The 17,117-nt window shown below is 50.5% G+C and carries 12 protein-coding genes and 3 pseudogenes; 8 read left to right on the forward strand and 7 right to left on the reverse strand.

What is annotated here, in order from left to right; genetic code table 11:
• Positions 1 to 235 (forward strand): integrase core domain-containing protein (locus BHE85_RS24765; RefSeq protein WP_146627965.1); only part of this gene is annotated, 235 nt, incomplete at its 5' end.
• 9 nt (positions 236 to 244) lie between these two features.
• Here the strand turns inward: BHE85_RS24765 and BHE85_RS24770 are convergent.
• Both BHE85_RS24770 and melA read right to left on the reverse strand, forming a co-directional pair.
• Positions 245 to 433: pseudogene (locus BHE85_RS24770) on the reverse strand (MFS transporter); the annotation flags it as partial.
• Between the two features lie 102 nt (positions 434 to 535).
• Positions 536 to 1,891, reverse strand: coding sequence for an alpha-galactosidase (gene melA / locus BHE85_RS24775; protein WP_000988023.1), 1,356 nt, complete (start codon positions 1,889 to 1,891; stop codon positions 536 to 538).
• Positions 1,892 to 2,173: 282 nt separating this feature from the next.
• On the opposite strand from melA, the gene melR reads away from it, so the two are divergent.
• The 7 genes from melR to pmrB all read left to right on the forward strand — a co-directional run bounded on the left by melR (position 2,174) and on the right by pmrB (position 11,621).
• Positions 2,174 to 3,082 carry a transcriptional regulator MelR gene (gene melR / locus BHE85_RS24780; RefSeq protein ID WP_001090754.1) on the forward strand — a complete coding sequence of 303 codons (909 nt, stop codon included), beginning with the start codon at positions 2,174 to 2,176 and terminating at the stop codon, positions 3,080 to 3,082.
• Positions 3,083 to 3,280: 198 nt separating this feature from the next.
• Entirely contained in the window at positions 3,281 to 5,548 is a 2,268-nt protein-coding gene (adiA, locus tag BHE85_RS24785) for an arginine decarboxylase (RefSeq protein WP_004988235.1), read from the forward strand.
• A gap of 324 nt (positions 5,549 to 5,872) precedes the next feature.
• Positions 5,873 to 6,634, forward strand: a complete 762-nt coding sequence (gene adiY / locus BHE85_RS24790; RefSeq protein WP_001217059.1) for a DNA-binding transcriptional activator AdiY — start codon at positions 5,873 to 5,875, stop codon at positions 6,632 to 6,634.
• Between the two features lie 136 nt (positions 6,635 to 6,770).
• On the forward strand, positions 6,771 to 8,108 hold the full coding sequence (gene adiC, locus BHE85_RS24795) for an arginine/agmatine antiporter (protein ID WP_000093164.1): 1,338 nt from the start codon (positions 6,771 to 6,773) through the stop codon (positions 8,106 to 8,108).
• Positions 8,109 to 8,211: 103 nt separating this feature from the next.
• The gene (eptA, locus tag BHE85_RS24800) at positions 8,212 to 9,855 is read left to right on the forward strand and encodes a phosphoethanolamine transferase EptA (protein WP_024258069.1); all 1,644 of its coding nucleotides are present in this window, start codon (positions 8,212 to 8,214) and stop codon (positions 9,853 to 9,855) included.
• Positions 9,852 to 10,520, forward strand: a complete 669-nt coding sequence (gene basR, locus BHE85_RS24805) for a two-component system response regulator BasR (protein ID WP_000697917.1) — start codon at positions 9,852 to 9,854, stop codon at positions 10,518 to 10,520. The genes eptA and basR overlap by 4 nt, the downstream gene beginning before the upstream one ends.
• Positions 10,521 to 11,621 carry a two-component system sensor histidine kinase PmrB gene (gene pmrB, locus BHE85_RS24810; protein WP_001052137.1) on the forward strand — a complete coding sequence of 367 codons (1,101 nt, stop codon included), beginning with the start codon at positions 10,521 to 10,523 and terminating at the stop codon, positions 11,619 to 11,621. It begins immediately after the preceding gene.
• Here the strand turns inward: pmrB and pmrR are convergent.
• The 5 genes and pseudogenes from pmrR to BHE85_RS24835 all read right to left on the reverse strand — a co-directional run.
• Complete coding sequence (gene pmrR / locus BHE85_RS28290; RefSeq protein WP_308418042.1) at positions 11,597 to 11,653, reverse strand: LpxT activity modulator PmrR; 57 nt, start codon at positions 11,651 to 11,653, stop codon at positions 11,597 to 11,599. The two genes, pmrB and pmrR, sit on opposite strands and share 25 nt — an antisense overlap.
• 146 nt (positions 11,654 to 11,799) lie before the next feature.
• Positions 11,800 to 13,302, reverse strand: a complete 1,503-nt coding sequence (gene proP, locus BHE85_RS24820; RefSeq protein WP_000919721.1) for a glycine betaine/L-proline transporter ProP — start codon at positions 13,300 to 13,302, stop codon at positions 11,800 to 11,802.
• A gap of 263 nt (positions 13,303 to 13,565) precedes the next feature.
• A pseudogene (locus tag BHE85_RS24825) lies at positions 13,566 to 14,449 on the reverse strand (YjcZ-like family protein).
• On the reverse strand, positions 14,446 to 16,674 hold the full coding sequence (gene crfC, locus BHE85_RS24830) for a clamp-binding protein CrfC (RefSeq protein ID WP_039064348.1): 2,229 nt from the start codon (positions 16,672 to 16,674) through the stop codon (positions 14,446 to 14,448). Before crfC ends, BHE85_RS24825 begins: the two are co-directional and overlap by 4 nt.
• Before the next feature lie 112 nt (positions 16,675 to 16,786).
• Positions 16,787 to 17,117 (reverse strand): annotated as a pseudogene (locus BHE85_RS24835) (IS1-like element IS1X2 family transposase); the annotation flags it as partial.

Raw genomic sequence — 17,117 nt, forward strand, 5'->3', positions numbered from 1 at the left:
GCGCGGAAACTGCTGGGATAACAGCCCAATGGAACGCTTCTTCAGGAGTCTGAAGAACGAATGGATGCCGGTGGTGGGTTACGTAAGCTTCAGCGAGGCAGCTCACGCCATAACGGACTATATCGTTGGATATTACAGCGCACTAAGACCGCACGAATATAACGGTGGGTTACCCCCAAACGAATCGGAAAATCGATACTGGAAAAACTCTAACTCGGTGGCCAGTTTTTGTTGACCACTTCAATCCCATAATCGGATCGTTAATAGCATCCCAGATCCTCGCCACCAGAAACAAAGTACCGACCAAACCCACAGACAGCCCAACGACATCGGTGTAGTAATACATGAGGTACATATACACAATGCCGATCGCAAAATCCTTCCCGAACGCTCCAAATCCATAACTGAGTTTTGTAGTCATTGAAATGCTCATAGGGTATCGGGTCGCTGTTACCAACGCCCGCCTTCTGTTATTGGTATCGTCAGAGGTGTGCGCCGGAATAAATCCCCCGGCGCAGTAGCGTTTAGTCGCGTTTTAACGGTGCAACCAGCCTGGCAGCCAGTCGCCGTGGGCGGCAATCAGGTCGTCAACAAGAGCATATATTTCGTCAATGCCCAGCACGGCGGCAGTATGCGGGTCCATCATCGCGGCGTGGTAAACACGGTCGCGATTTTCCGTAAGAATAGCTTCGGTCAGCAGCGTCTGTACGTTGATGTTGGTTTGCATCAGGGCGGCCAGATGCGAAGGTAGCGTACCGACTTTGGTCGGCTGAATGCCATTAGCATCAACCAGACAGGCTACTTCCACGCAACATCCTTGTGGCAGGTTATCAATCAAACCATCGTTACGGACGTTGCCGTAAATCACACTCGACTCGCCAGTCCAGATAGCGTTCATGATTGTGCTGGCATATTCCCGTGACGGTTTAATATCAATCCGGGAGGCGTTTTTATACTCCTCCAGCTCTTTATGCCAGTTCGCCAGCTGCTCGACGCAGCGTTTCGGGTACTCATCCAGCGGTACTTTATAACGCTCAATCAAATCCTCACGACCTGGCTTAATAAACCACGGCGTATATTCGGCAAAATGTTCTGACGATTCCGTGACGAAGTAGCCCAGCTTTTTGAACATTTCGTAGCGCACAATATTCTGGCAGCGAGTATTACCATGAATATGTGGCTTCGGTGCCTGCCCTGCTTCATAAGCCGCCAGCAGTTCCGGGTAGAGATTCACGTAACTGCCGTCGGCGGTTTTACGCTCCAGTTCCAGGTAAAACGCCATATGGTTGATACCAGCGCAACGGTAACGCAGCGTGGACGGATCGATATTGAGGTCACGCGCCAGCTCTTCCGCCGTTCCCTGCACCGAATGGCACAGCCCTACCTGTTTGATATGCGGATAGCGGGCATACATCGCCCAGGTATTCATCGCCATTGGGTTAACGTAGTTGAGCAATGTGGCATCGGGGCAGACTTCCGTCATGTCCTCGCAAATTTGCCACAGATGCGGAATGGTACGTAGCGCGCGCATAATACCGCCCGGCCCCAACGTATCGGCAATGGTTTGTTCCAGACCATGCCGCTTACAGACCTCGAAATCAGTCACCGTGCAAGGTTCATAACCGCCAATCTGAAATGCCACCACGACAAAATCGGCATCCTGTAAGGCTTCTTTCTGTTGGGTGTGGCAGGTGATTTTGCCGCTGGCCCCTGCTGAATCCATCAGCTTACGCACCACAATATGCGACTCTTCCAGGCGGGTGGGATCAATGTCCATCAGGGCAATATGCGCCGTTTTCAGCGCCTCTCGATGGAACACATCACCAAGAATATTTTTAACGAAAATCGTCGAACCAGCGCCGATAAATGTAATTTTGGGTGCAGTCATCATGCAGATCTCCTGGCTTGCTTGAATAACTTCATCATGGCAGGCGAATCTGCAGAAAACCTCCGGCTTCCAGGTTGAGCATTCCCATAAACTCAGATCCTGCGTGAAGCAGCAGTAAATCTGAGTTTATGGTAATAAGTTACCTGAAAAGCAGAGTTTTCGGCCTCATGATGCTCGGACGCTCCCCTCGCCTCTCTGGGAAGAGGGTGAAAACCGTGCTCCCACTCGCAGTCATCCTCCCTCACTCCTGCCATAATTCTGATATTCCAGGAAAGAGAGCCATCCATGAATACAGATACGTTTATGTGCAGCAGCGACGAAAAACAGACCCGCAGCCCGCTGTCGCTGTATTCGGAATACCAGCGGATGGAGATTGAGTTTCGCGCACCGCATATCATGCCCACCAGCCACTGGCATGGTCAGGTCGAAGTGAATGTGCCTTTCGATGGCGATGTGGAATACCTGATTAACAATGAAAAAGTGAATATCAATCAGGGTCATATCACGCTGTTCTGGGCCTGTACACCGCACCAACTAACAGATACCGGAACCTGTCAGAGCATGGCGATTTTTAATCTGCCGATGCATCTGTTTCTCTCCTGGCCGCTGGATAAAGACCTGATTAACCACGTCACTCACGGCATGATGATCAAATCACTGGCCACACAGCAACTTAGCCCGTTTGAAGTGCGCCGCTGGCAGCAGGAATTAAACAGTCCGAACGAGCAAATTCGCCAGCTCGCCATTGATGAAATTGGCCTGATGCTCAAGCGATTTAGCCTCTCTGGCTGGGAACCGATTCTGGTCAATAAAACCTCGCGCACACACAAAAACAGCGTCTCGCGCCATGCGCAATTTTATGTTAGCCAGATGCTGGGCTTTATTGCCGAAAACTATGATCAGGCGCTGACCATCAACGATGTGGCTGAGCACGTCAAACTTAACGCCAACTATGCAATGGGGATATTCCAGCGGGTCATGCAATTGACGATGAAACAGTACATTACCGCGATGCGCATCAACCACGTTCGCGCGTTACTGAGCGATACCGATAAAAGTATTCTCGATATTGCCCTGACGGCAGGCTTTCGTTCAAGTAGTCGTTTTTACAGCACGTTCGGCAAATATGTCGGCATGTCGCCGCAACAATACCGCAAACTTAGCCAACAGCGCCGCCAGACGTTTCCCGGCTAAAGACGATATCAGTATCAGCCAAAAAAATAGTTTAGCCGTCGATAACAAGCAGTGAAAATAATTTAAAATAATCACATAACGCATTGTTTATAAAAATAAATATTTCAAAAATGTTTGTTTTTCACGCGCTTTACAGCCCGAAAAGGCCGGAAGATACTTGCCCGCAACGAAGATTCCTTCATAACCGGGTAAGCAATGATGAAAGTATTAATTGTTGAAAGCGAGTTTCTCCATCAAGACACCTGGGTCGGTAACGCCGTTGAGCGTCTGGCAGATGCTTTAAGCCAGCAAAATGTTACCGTGATTAAATCCACCTCCTTTGATGATGGTTTTGCCATTCTCTCTTCAAACGAAGCCATTGACTGCCTGATGTTCAGCTATCAAATGGAACATCCGGACGAACATCAAAACGTCAGACAATTGATCGGTAAGCTTCATGAGCGCCAACAAAACGTGCCGGTCTTCCTGTTGGGCGATCGGGAAAAAGCCCTCGCCGCAATGGATCGCGACCTGCTGGAGCTTGTCGATGAATTCGCCTGGATTCTGGAAGATACCACCGACTTTATCGCCGGACGCGCCGTTGCCGCGATGACCCGCTACCGCCAGCAGCTGTTGCCGCCACTGTTCAGCGCGCTGATGAAGTATAGCGACATCCATGAATATTCCTGGGCAGCGCCAGGCCACCAGGGCGGCGTTGGTTTTACCAAAACACCCGCCGGACGTTTCTACCATGACTACTATGGAGAAAATCTGTTCCGCACAGATATGGGCATCGAACGAACTTCCCTCGGTTCTTTGCTTGACCATACTGGCGCATTTGGCGAAAGCGAAAAATATGCCGCACGCGTATTTGGTGCCGATCGCTCCTGGTCGGTAGTCGTCGGTACTTCCGGCTCTAACCGCACCATCATGCAGGCTTGCATGACCGATAACGATGTCGTGGTCGTTGACCGTAACTGCCATAAATCCATCGAACAAGGCTTGATGCTGACAGGCGCGAAACCGGTCTACATGGTGCCAAGCCGCAACCGCTACGGCATTATCGGGCCAATCTATCCGCAGGAAATGCAACCTGAAACCTTGCAGAAGAAAATCAGTGAAAGCCCGCTGACTAAAGACAAAGCCGGGCAAAAACCGTCTTACTGCGTGGTGACCAACTGCACCTATGACGGCGTGTGTTATAACGCTAAAGAAGCGCAGGATCTGCTGGAAAAAACCTCCGATCGTCTGCACTTTGACGAAGCCTGGTACGGCTATGCACGTTTCAACCCGATCTATGCCGATCACTATGCCATGCGCGGCGAACCTGGCGATCACAACGGTCCTACCGTTTTCGCCACCCACTCCACCCACAAACTGCTGAATGCGCTTTCACAGGCTTCTTATATTCATGTACGTGAAGGTCGTGGGGCGATTAACTTCTCCCGCTTCAACCAGGCCTACATGATGCATGCCACCACCTCCCCGCTGTATGCCATCTGCGCATCCAACGACGTGGCGGTGTCGATGATGGACGGCAACAGCGGCCTGTCACTGACGCAGGAAGTGATCGACGAAGCGGTTGATTTCCGTCAGGCGATGGCGCGGCTGTATAAAGAGTTCACCGCTGACGGTAGCTGGTTCTTCAAACCGTGGAACAAAGAAGTCGTCACCGACCCACAAACCGGCAAAACCTATGACTTTGCTGACGCACCAACCAAACTGCTGACCACCGTTCAGGACTACTGGGTAATGCATCCGGGCGAAAGCTGGCACGGCTTCAAAGATATTCCGGATAACTGGAGTATGCTCGACCCGATTAAAGTCAGCATCCTTGCTCCGGGAATGGGTGAAGATGGTGAACTGGAAGAAACCGGTGTTCCGGCGGCGCTGGTCACTGCCTGGCTTGGTCGCCACGGCATTGTGCCTACCCGCACCACTGACTTCCAAATTATGTTCCTGTTCTCTATGGGCGTAACCCGTGGGAAATGGGGGACTCTGGTTAACACCCTTTGCTCCTTCAAACGCCACTATGACGCCAACACACCGCTGGCGCAGGTGATGCCGGAACTTGTTGAACAATATCCTGACACTTACGCGAACATGGGGATTCACGATCTGGGTGACACCATGTTTGCCTGGCTGAAAGAAAACAACCCTGGCGCACGGTTGAACGAAGCCTATTCCGGCCTGCCGGTGGCGGAAATCACCCCGCGTGAAGCGTACAACGCGATTGTCGACAACAATGTCGAACTGGTATCCATTGAAAATCTGCCAGGACGCATCGCGGCAAACTCAGTTATCCCATATCCGCCAGGAATCCCGATGCTGCTGTCTGGTGAAAACTTCGGCGATAAAAACAGTCCGCAAGTAAGTTATTTACGCTCGCTGCAATCCTGGGACCACCATTTCCCTGGATTTGAACACGAAACTGAAGGGACTGAAATTATTGACGGTATTTACCACGCTATGTGTGTGAAAGCGTAACCACTATTCCGCTGAAGGCGTAATTGTTTAAATAACATTACGCCGCCTGGCCTTAGGCCTTTTGAGTATGGCAACGTTTTCATAAAAATTGCTGCAAACAAAAATGTCATACTTTTTGCGCGGCCCCACCCCGCGCTTTTTTTTGCCTGTTATTTACCCTGTAAAAAAATATGTACATGAGAAATTACTATAAAAATTTGTAATATTAGTAAAACTCGTTATTTTTATGCATGTTTATATTCGTCATACAATTATATAACCATTTCCCGGTATCGCTTTGCTTTAGCGAGAACTGGTCTTTTATTCGCACTCAGGAGTACATGTATGAGGATTTGCAGCGACCAACCTTGTATTGTTTTATTGACTGAAAAAGATGTCTGGATAAGGGTGAATGGGAAAGAACCTATTAGCCTTAAAGCTAACCATATGGCGTTATTAAATTGTGAAAATAATATTATCGACGTCTCCTCTCTTAACAACACTTTGGTTGCTCATATTAGTCACGACATCATCAAAGATTACCTCCGGTTTCTGAATAAAGATCTCTCGCAAATACCAGTATGGCAACGTAGCGCTACGCCCATACTCACCCTGCCATGCCTGACGCCAGACGTCTTTCGCGTTGCCGCGCAACACAGCATGATGCCCGCAGAAACTGAGTCAGAAAAGGAACGAACACGCGCATTATTATTCACGGTGCTATCCCGTTTTCTCGACAGTAAAAAATTCCTTTCATTAATGATGTATATGTTACGTAATTGTGTAAGTGACAGCGTTTATCAAATTATTGAAAGCGATATTCACAAAGACTGGAATCTTAGTATGGTAGCCAGTTGTTTATGTCTTAGCCCAAGTCTGTTAAAGAAAAAGCTGAAAAGCGAAAACACCAGTTATAGCCAAATAATCACCACCTGCCGCATGCGTTATGCCGTAAATGAATTAATGATGGACGGTAAAAATATCTCTCAGGTATCACAGTCCTGCGGCTACAACAGTACGTCGTACTTTATTTCTGTCTTTAAAGACTTCTACGGTATGACGCCGCTGCATTATGTTAGTCAGCACAGAGAACGCACTGTCGCCTGATTTTTAACCTTAACGAAGAGCTATATTAATAACGGCATCAGCGATAACCCGGTCGATAATAATTCAACTATCGAATGCAGGCGTATGATATGACGTAATTTATTGTCACGAAGCTCGCCTTCGCAGGAGTTTAATTATGTCTTCGGATGCTGATGCTCACAAAGTGGGCTTAATCCCCGTCACCCTGATGGTGTCGGGGAATATTATGGGGTCAGGTGTTTTTCTGTTACCTGCAAACCTGGCCTCCACTGGCGGGATTGCCATTTATGGATGGTTGGTGACGATTATCGGTGCACTGGGGCTCTCGATGGTATACGCCAAAATGTCGTTCCTCGACCCAAGTCCTGGTGGTTCTTACGCTTACGCCCGCCGCTGCTTTGGCCCGTTTCTCGGTTATCAAACCAACGTCCTCTACTGGCTGGCCTGCTGGATCGGCAATATCGCCATGGTGGTCATTGGCGTAGGATATTTAAGTTACTTCTTCCCGATTCTGAAAGATCCATTGGTATTAACCATCACCTGCGTCGTGGTGCTGTGGATCTTCGTCCTGCTGAACATTGTTGGTCCGAAAATGATCACCCGTGTGCAGGCAGTTGCCACCGTGCTGGCGCTGATCCCCATCGTCGGGATTGCCGTATTTGGCTGGTTCTGGTTCCGTGGTGAAACCTATATGGCGGCATGGAACGTCAGCGGCCTGGGTACCTTCGGTGCAATTCAAAGTACCCTTAACGTTACGCTGTGGTCGTTCATCGGTGTGGAAAGTGCCTCCGTTGCCGCAGGTGTGGTGAAAAACCCGAAACGCAATGTCCCTATCGCCACCATTGGTGGGGTATTGATTGCCGCCGTTTGCTATGTACTTTCTACCACCGCGATTATGGGGATGATCCCTAATGCCGCACTGCGCGTTTCTGCTTCGCCATTCGGTGATGCCGCACGGATGGCGTTGGGTGACACCCCCGGGGCCATTGTTTCCTTCTGCGCAGCTGCGGGTTGCTTAGGTTCACTGGGCGGCTGGACGTTGCTGGCGGGTCAAACGGCGAAAGCCGCTGCCGATGACGGACTGTTCCCACCGATTTTTGCCCGTGTAAATAAAGCGGGTACGCCAGTGGCGGGGCTGATTATCGTCGGTATTTTGATGACCATCTTCCAGCTCAGCAGCATTTCACCAAACGCGACCAAAGAGTTCGGTCTGGTTTCTTCCGTCTCGGTCATCTTTACACTGGTGCCATATCTTTACACCTGTGCGGCGTTACTGCTGCTCGGACACGGTCACTTTGGTAAAGCACGCCCGGCATATCTGGCAGTTACTACCATTGCCTTCCTCTACTGCATCTGGGCCGTGGTGGGGTCCGGAGCGAAAGAGGTTATGTGGTCATTTGTCACCCTGATGGTCATCACCGCCATGTATGCGCTGAATTACAACCGGCTACATAAAAACCCGTATCCCTTAGATGCACCAATAAGCAAAGATTAATTCCCCTTAATCCAGCAAACATAAAAGCCAACCTTAAGAACTTAAGGTTGGCTTAATTTTGCTTTGCGAGCATATGCGCACTTTGTTCGATGGAAACACCGTGATGTTGAAGCGCCTACTAAAAAGACCCTCTTTGAATTTACTCGCCTGGCTATTGTTGGCCGCTTTTTATATCTCTATCTGCCTGAATATTGCCTTTTTTAAACAGGTGTTGCAGGCGCTGCCGCTGGATTCGCTGCATAACGTACTGGTTTTCTTGTCGATGCCGGTCGTCGCTTTCAGCGTGATTAATATTGTCCTGACACTAAGCTCTTTCTTATGGCTTAATCGACCACTGGCCTGCCTGTTTATTCTGGTTGGCGCGGCTGCACAATATTTCATAATGACTTACGGCATCGTCATCGACCGCTCGATGATTGCCAATATTATTGATACCACTCCGGCAGAAAGTTATGCGCTGATGACACCGCAAATGTTATTAACGCTGGGATTCAGCGGCGTGCTTGCTGCGCTGATTGCCTGCTGGATAAAAATCAAACCTGCCACCTCGCGTCTGCGCAGTGTTCTTTTCCGTGGAGCCAATATTCTGGTTTCTGTACTACTGATTTTGCTGGTCGCCGCACTGTTTTATAAAGACTACGCCTCGTTGTTCCGCAATAACAAAGAGCTGGTGAAATCCTTAAGCCCCTCTAACAGCATTGTTGCCAGCTGGTCATGGTACTCCCATCAGCGACTGGCAAATCTACCGCTGGTGCGAATTGGTGAAGACGCCCACCGCAACCCGTTAATGCAGAACGAAAAACGTAAAAATTTGACCATCCTGATTGTCGGCGAAACCTCGCGGGCGGAGAACTTCTCCCTCAACGGCTACCCGCGTGAAACTAACCCGCGGCTGGCGAAAGATAACGTGGTCTATTTCCCTAATACCGTATCTTGCGGCACGGCAACGGCAGTTTCAGTACCGTGCATGTTCTCGGATATGCCGCGTGAGCATTACAAAGAAGAGCTGGCACAGCACCAGGAAGGCGTGCTGGATATCATTCAGCGAGCGGGCATCAACGTGCTGTGGAATGACAACGATGGCGGCTGTAAAGGTGCCTGCGACCGCGTGCCTCACCAGAACGTCACCGCGCTGAATCTGCCTGGTCAGTGCATCAACGGCGAATGCTATGACGAAGTGCTGTTCCACGGGCTGGAAGAGTACATCAATAACCTGCAGGGTGATGGCGTGATTGTCTTACACACCATCGGCAGCCACGGTCCGACCTATTACAACCGCTATCCGCCGCAGTTCAGGAAATTTACCCCAACCTGCGACACCAATGAGATCCAGACCTGTACCAAAGAGCAACTGGTGAACACTTACGACAACACGCTGGTTTACGTCGACTATATTGTTGATAAAGCGATTAATCTGCTGAAAGAACATCAGGATAAATTTACCACCAGCCTGGTTTATCTTTCTGACCACGGTGAATCGTTAGGTGAAAATGGCATCTATCTGCACGGTCTGCCTTATGCCATCGCCCCGGATAGCCAAAAACAGGTGCCGATGCTGCTGTGGCTGTCGGAGGATTATCAAAAACGGTATCAGGTTGACCAGAACTGCCTGCAAAAACAGGCGCAAACGCAACACTATTCACAAGACAATTTATTCTCCACGCTATTGGGATTAACTGGCGTTGAGACGAAGTATTACCAGGCTGCGGATGATATTCTGCAAACTTGCAGGAGAGTGAGTAAATGAAAATTCTGATTGTTGAAGACGATACGCTGTTATTGCAGGGACTGATTCTGGCGGCGCAAACCGAAGGCTACGCGTGCGATGGCGTGACAACCGCGCGGATGGCGGAACAAAGCCTTGAAGCCGGTCATTACAGCCTGGTGGTACTGGATTTAGGGTTACCCGACGAAGATGGACTGCATTTTCTCGCCCGTATCCGGCAGAAAAAATATACCCTGCCGGTACTGATCCTCACCGCTCGCGATACGCTGACCGACAAAATCGCCGGGCTGGATGTCGGTGCCGATGACTATCTGGTGAAGCCTTTTGCGCTGGAAGAGTTACACGCCCGTATCCGCGCCCTGCTACGACGCCATAATAATCAGGGCGAAAGTGAGCTGATTGTTGGCAATCTGACGCTGAATATGGGTCGCCGTCAGGTATGGATGGGCGGTGAAGAGTTGATTCTGACGCCCAAAGAATATGCTCTGCTGTCACGGTTAATGCTCAAAGCAGGCAGTCCGGTACATCGGGAAATTCTCTACAACGACATCTATAACTGGGACAATGAACCCTCGACCAACACCCTGGAAGTGCATATCCACAATCTGCGCGACAAAGTGGGCAAATCCCGTATCCGCACCGTGCGCGGCTTTGGCTATATGCTGGTCGCGAATGAGGAAAACTAATTGAATCTGATGCGTTTTCTGCGCCGACCAATATCGCTGCGCCAACGGCTGATATTGACTATCGGGGCCATTTTGTTGGTGTTTGAGCTGATCAGCGTCTTCTGGCTATGGCATGAAAGTACCGAGCAGATTCAGCTGTTTGAGCAGGCGCTACGCGACAATCGCAACAACGATCGCCACATCATGCGTGAGATCCGCGAGGCGGTCGCCAGCCTGATTGTCCCCGGCGTCTTTATGGTCAGCCTGACGCTATTTATCTGCTATCAGGCGGTACGCCGCATCACCCGCCCGCTGGCGGAGCTGCAAAAAGAGCTGGAAGCGCGCACTGCCGACAACTTAACGCCCATTGCCATTCACAGCGCCACCCTCGAAATCGAAGCGGTGGTTTCGGCGTTGAACGATCTGGTCAGTCGCCTGACCAGCACGCTGGATAACGAAAGGTTGTTTACCGCTGACGTCGCGCACGAACTGCGAACGCCACTGGCGGGGGTGCGTTTGCATCTGGAACTGCTGGCGAAAACGCATCACATTGATGTAGCACCGTTAGTGGCACGGCTTGATCAGATGATGGAGAGCGTCTCCCAGCTGCTGCAACTGGCGCGTGCCGGACAGTCATTTTCTTCCGGTAATTATCAACATGTAAAACTGCTGGAAGATGTCATTCTCCCCTCGTATGACGAACTCAGTACCATGCTCGACCAGCGACAGCAAACCCTGCTATTGCCAGAGAGCGCCGCCGACATCACCGTTCAGGGTGATGCAACCCTGCTGCGGATGTTATTGCGAAACCTGGTAGAAAACGCCCATCGTTACAGCCCGCAAGGCAGCAACATTATGATTAAGCTGCAAGAAGATGGCGGAGCGGTCATGGCAGTTGAAGATGAAGGACCAGGTATTGATGAGAGTAAATGCGGGGAGTTGAGTAAAGCGTTTGTACGTATGGACAGCCGTTATGGCGGGATTGGTCTGGGGTTAAGTATTGTCAGCCGCATTACACAGTTGCATCACGGGCAGTTTTTCCTGCAAAACCGGCAAGAGACTTCCGGCACGCGGGCCTGGGTACGGCTGAAGAAAGATCAGAACGTGGCAAACCAGATATAAAGAAAGCTGCTGACCACCAGCACGCTGAACACGGTAGTTAAACTTTCATATAAACACGGTTTTTCATTGCACTCTCCTCCGTTAACCTGGAGGAGAGTATGCGCGTCAGAGATTAAGTGAACCTTAAGAGTTCAATTGGCCTGATAAGACAGCGTCACATCAGGCCATCCGTTTCAGCTTATTCATCAATTCGCGGATGTTGCTGCACCAGGCGGGTACGTTTCGCCTGCAAATCGGCAATCTCGTGGTCAATATTATCGATTTTCTGCTCGATATTATCGTAATGCTCGACGAGAATTTCCTTCGCTTCCTGTATATCTGACGCCGCCGGTGTCGCACCTTTCAACGGACGATTTGCCGTCTCTTTCATGGTTACGCCGGTGATTAAACCAATCACCGCCACTACCATCAGGTAATAGGCAGGCATCATCAGATTCTGCGAGCTTTCGACCAGCCAGGCCGCCAGTGTTGGCGTCAGACCGGCAACCAGCACCGAAATATTAAATGCCGCCGCCAGCGCGCTGTAACGGATATGCGTCGGGAACATCGCTGGCAAGGTAGAAGCCATAACGCCCGTAAAGCAGTTAAGGATCACCGCCAGCATCAGTAACCCGGCAAAAATCAGGCCGATGACGTTACTGTTAATCAGAATAAACGCCGGGATCGCCAACACAAACAGGGCAACACTACCAAGTAGCACAAACGGACGACGGCCAAAACGGTCACTCAGCAAGCCCATCACCGGCTGGACAAACAGCATACCGATCATAATGGCGATAATAATCAGCACCCCGTGGTCTTCGGAGTAATGCAGGTTATGCGACAAATAACTCGGCATATAGGTCAGCAACATGTAGTAAGTCACGTTGGTGGCAATTACCAGACCAATACATGTCAACAGGCTGCGCCAGTATTTAGTGGCAATCTCTTTAAACGAGACTTTCGGGCCATCCTGCAAACCTTCGCGGTCGCCCTGTTCCAGTTTATCAACATGCTGCTGGAACGCCGGAGTTTCTTCCAGCGCATGGCGCAGGTAAAGCCCGATAATCCCTAACGGCAGAGCAATAAAGAACGGAATACGCCAGCCCCAGTCGAGGAAGTTCGCTTCGCCGACAATGGTCGAAATTAACACCACCACGCCCGCACCCAGCACAAACCCGGCAATAGAACCGAAGTCCAGCCAGCTGCCCATAAAGCCACGTTTACGGTCAGGGGAGTATTCCGCAACAAATATCGACGCCCCGGTATATTCACCGCCGACCGAGAAACCTTGTGCCATCTTACAGATCAACAGCAGAATCGGTGCCCAAATACCAATCGTGTCGTAGGACGGTATTAAGCCAATACAGAACGTACTGATCGACATAATCACAATAGTGATAGCGAGGATCTTCTGGCGACCATATTTATCGCCCAACATACCAAAGAAGAGTCCGCCAAGCGGTCGAATCAGAAAGGGAACGGAGAAAGTGGCAAGTGCAGCAACCATCTGCACGCTGGGGTCAGCCCCCGGGAAAAAAACTTTACCTAATGCGTAAGCAACAAAACCATAAACACCAAAATCGAACCATTCCATTGCATTACCCAGTGATGCTGCGGTAATGGCTTTACGCAGTTTACTGTCATTAATAATGGTGACATCACGAAGGGTAATCGGTTTTACTTTTTTCCTTTTCAGCATAGCTTTCCTCGCAGAGTTGGCCCATTTCCGCAAACGCCAGAAAAATCAGCGCGACGGCCGCAAAAGGGGAGCGGGAATTGCAGGATGCAATCTCTGTAACAAGCGTAGCGGGTTTGCTTACACCCTCCGGTTAAGGAATGTACAATCAAACCAGTTGACGCCTGAATTGGGCAGTTAATGACCTTTTTACCCTACCAGTATTTAAATTTGTGATCAACTTCACACATGGATTTCGTTTAGGACTCATTGATGTAACTGATTATTTACGCCAAATTTACAGAGAAGATTTCCTCGACCATTGCCCCCACCAAACGCTGCGCTGAACAGAGTCGTGGCATCCCCAGCGCGACAGTTTGCCAACGTTGGGTCACTGACCAGCAAACGGGTTGTTTATCTGCCGTGGTCCACTTTCCCAGCCAACTTAAAAAATCAGCATGATCCCCGCCCGTCGGAACGGTCGAAGAGGCAAACCACTGATGGTAATAGTGACGCGTGGTCGGGGCCGCATTGATACTCTCTGCCAGATGTTGTGTCGCTTTCACGCGCAAATCACCCAGCAGCAACGCCACCGCTTGCGGGCTTCCCAGACGACAGGCATCGCCAAATGCCCCCCAACGCAACTCTTCGAGAACGATAAAACAGCGCCCAGGCAACGACCAGGCGTTATACGCCCCAGCACGCCAGCGGGTAAAAATTTGCTCGCTCTGATCACCTGCCTGCACCAGTAGGCCTGGCCTCGTTGCGTTAACGCCTTTTCCTTCCAGCGACAACGGGCTGAAAACCACTCATACAAGGCGGCAATTTGCTGGGGGAGCTCCGGGAAAGCAGAGTGCTGGCGGTGATCCATTTTTTGCAGCAGCGCCAGATGCTGCGCGATCTGCGTCAGCGCCAGATGACCGGGATCCAGCATCGACGCCAGTTTTTCCACCATTGTCAGTCGCAGGCTAAGCGGCGCATTTAACATGCCGCCGTTCGTCCATGTCTGAAGCTGCACACGCGAAAGAAGTTCCTGCATCAGTCGTTCACGAAACTGCTGCTGATGGGCTTGTGGAAGGCGGGCATCATCGCCCTGCGCCAGATCCACTAAAAAGCGGGGATAAACCGACTCCAGCACGCGACCGGGGCCGTCCAGTAACGTCTTGGTCAATATCGTTCTGCCGTGAAAAGTGTTTGAATATCATCGCGTAACAGCTGGGCGTCGGTGTAAATCCAGCCGTGAGTCATCACAGTCTGCTGCAATTGCTGCTGCATCAGCCTGACCACCGATTCATTTTGTTGACGCAGAGCCAGGCTTTCGCGTAAACGCGTCTGTAATTCCGTCAAACATGAAGCGAACTCAGCGAAAAAAGTATTCATGCCTGCCGTAACAGATTCATCGACCTGCTCTGCCAGAACTTTAGCCATTTGTTGGCAATAAAGATCGACTTCTGCGCTTAATGCTCGTTGCAACACACTGTAATCAACCGTTTCTGTCGGGGATTTCTCATTTCCCCGTCCCCAGTCGGGCTGATTCAACCAGCGCGAAAAAGTCTCACGCACAACGCCTAAACGCGTGCTCTGCTCGTCCGTTGCCTCCTGGTGCGAAATGACTTCACTGAACAGCTGGCGAGTGTTGACGTGGGGAACTACTCCGTGAAAAACAGGAAAATGAAACCCAGGACGAAACCCTGACTCGCTCAATTCCATTTTGACTTGTTGCTCAATGGGCCGAATAACATCGGTTAACACCCGGCAAAGGGTGGATTCAAGCTCGGCAAAACGCAGCGTAAAGTCGCGACTGATGGTGTTCTGCGCCGTCTGTAACAGTGTCTCACAGCAGGTACGAATCTCGCTTAACGGCTCCGAATCATCCTGAAACAAGGCGGCTAACTGCGCATTCAGCGCATCTTGCTGTTGACGCAGAAAGTGGTTGGCGGAGGTCAGGGCCAGCTCGATTTCATGTTTAATCTCGCCGCTCACCTGCGCCTGATTGAGTTGCAATAGCTGCAAACTTTCTTCGACCTGATGGATATTTTGCCGCAATTGTTCACAAGCGACGTTTAACCCGTGCGCACGAAAATCCAGGTATTCCCGCGCCTGCTGCGCGTAATTCAACAGTTTATGCGCAGCAGATCGCAGAGCATACAATGAGGCGTTAGCGTAAGCGGCATGAAGCAACGCCTGAATTGGCTGGGCGAACAGCGAATCTTCCCACAACTGATCGGCAGCATGACGAATATGTTCGAGGTCCGCCAGATCGGCATGACGCCAGCGCCTGCCGAGCGCGGCATGGGCAAAATCTTCCACCCAGCGTTGTTGCTCTGGCGCTGGTAACTTACCGTTGTTGGCTAACTCATAGCGCGCCCGATTCGCCAGGTAGCCCCACATCGACGACACCGGAAATATCTGCTGTGGCGTAATACAGCCTTTCATCAGCGTCCCGGAAATCAGTGCCCGCACCTGGTCGGCGTCGTCACTGTTACGATCCTGTTGATCGAACTTATTGACCAGCACATACAGCGGCACCGATTGCCCCACCGCCAAAATCGCCTCACGGACCTCTTCATCGGAGATCGATTTCAGTTGCGTATAATCCAGCACCGCCAGTACCGCCGAGGCGCGTGCCAGCTGCTGGTTAAGCATTTTTTGCAGATGCGGTTGCCCGGCTTCATTTGGCCCGGGGGTATCCAGTAACGTCAACTGACCGGGATAACTTTCCAGCCCCGCCAGATGGACAAACTCCACTTCAATCACGGGAATATGCTCAATGGCGGCGTAAGCAGAAAAAGGAAAATCGACGTCCAGCGCCTTCGCCAGTCGCACTAAATCATTCAAACTTTTCAGACAATGAAAAATAGGCTGGGCACCCAGATAATATTTTTCGAAAGCGACGCCATTTTCGATCCGCTGCATAAGCGCACGCATATCTTTATCTATTTCCAGCACATCGGTCAGATGCTTAATATCGCAATCACGCAGGCGCTGTTGTAATTGTTGAATTAAACAATCGATTGGCGCGACATGTGAAAAATGCAGTACCGGTTCCTTTTGCCCGGGCGTATGGCGAATAAGCGTCGGCAGCGCAGTCATTGGGCGATTACGATTAGGCAGAACCTCCGTACCAACAATGGCATTAATGGTGGTTGATTTCCCTGCTTTCATAGTACCGACAATCGCCAGCACCATTTCCAGTCGGGAAATTTTACGCAACTCATTATTCAGCATCGCGTAACGTTCGGCGATATTAGGCTGACTCCAGGGTAAAGCCAGTTGTGCCGCATCGTCTCCGGGTACAGAGAGAGGCATTTTTTCCAGTAACTGCAACTGTTGGCGAGAAAGCTGTAACAGGCGTTCAGCCTCCTGACTTAACTCATACAGGGTCTGTGTGTACATAGAAAATTCTTCCTTAAAGCAAATTTTGTTACTTTTATTTAGCCAGATTGTTTTTGAGTTCTGTTTTCGGCTTTTATAATTACTGCAAGAAATAATTGGTAATGACTCCAACTTACTGATAGTGTTTTATGTTCAGATAATGCCCGATGACCTTGTCATGCAGCTCCACCGATTTTGAGAACGACAGTGACTTCCGTCCCAGCCTTGCCAGATGTTGTCTCAGATTCAGATTATGTCGCTCAATGCGCTGAGTGTAACGCTTGCTGATAACGTGCAGCTTTCCCTTCAGGCGTGATTCATACAGCGGCCAGCCATCCGTCATCCATACCACGACCTCAAAGGCCGACAGCAGGCTCAGAAGACGCTCCAGTGTGGCCAGAGTGCGTTCACCGAAGACGTGCGCCACAACCGTCCTCCGTATCCTGTCATACGCGTAAAACAGC

It is taken from the genome of Shigella sp. FC1567, from assembly GCF_001743015.1.
In the GTDB taxonomy this organism is placed as follows: domain Bacteria; phylum Pseudomonadota; class Gammaproteobacteria; order Enterobacterales; family Enterobacteriaceae; genus Escherichia; species Escherichia coli.

Bases quoted from the DNA above. Each gene is read 5' to 3' on its own strand.
- melR (WP_001090754.1), top strand. From the start codon at position 2,174: ATGAATACAGATACGTTTATGTGCAGCAGCGACGAAAAACAGACCCGC.
- crfC (WP_039064348.1), bottom strand. From the start codon at position 16,674: ATGTACACACAGACCCTGTATGAGTTAAGTCAGGAGGCTGAACGCCTG.
- melA (WP_000988023.1), bottom strand. From the start codon at position 1,891: ATGATGACTGCACCCAAAATTACATTTATCGGCGCTGGTTCGACGATT.
- proP (WP_000919721.1), bottom strand. From the start codon at position 13,302: ATGCTGAAAAGGAAAAAAGTAAAACCGATTACCCTTCGTGATGTCACC.
- adiA (WP_004988235.1), top strand. From the start codon at position 3,281: ATGAAAGTATTAATTGTTGAAAGCGAGTTTCTCCATCAAGACACCTGG.
- eptA (WP_024258069.1), top strand. From the start codon at position 8,212: ATGTTGAAGCGCCTACTAAAAAGACCCTCTTTGAATTTACTCGCCTGG.
- adiY (WP_001217059.1), top strand. From the start codon at position 5,873: ATGAGGATTTGCAGCGACCAACCTTGTATTGTTTTATTGACTGAAAAA.
- adiC (WP_000093164.1), top strand. From the start codon at position 6,771: ATGTCTTCGGATGCTGATGCTCACAAAGTGGGCTTAATCCCCGTCACC.
- basR (WP_000697917.1), top strand. From the start codon at position 9,852: ATGAAAATTCTGATTGTTGAAGACGATACGCTGTTATTGCAGGGACTG.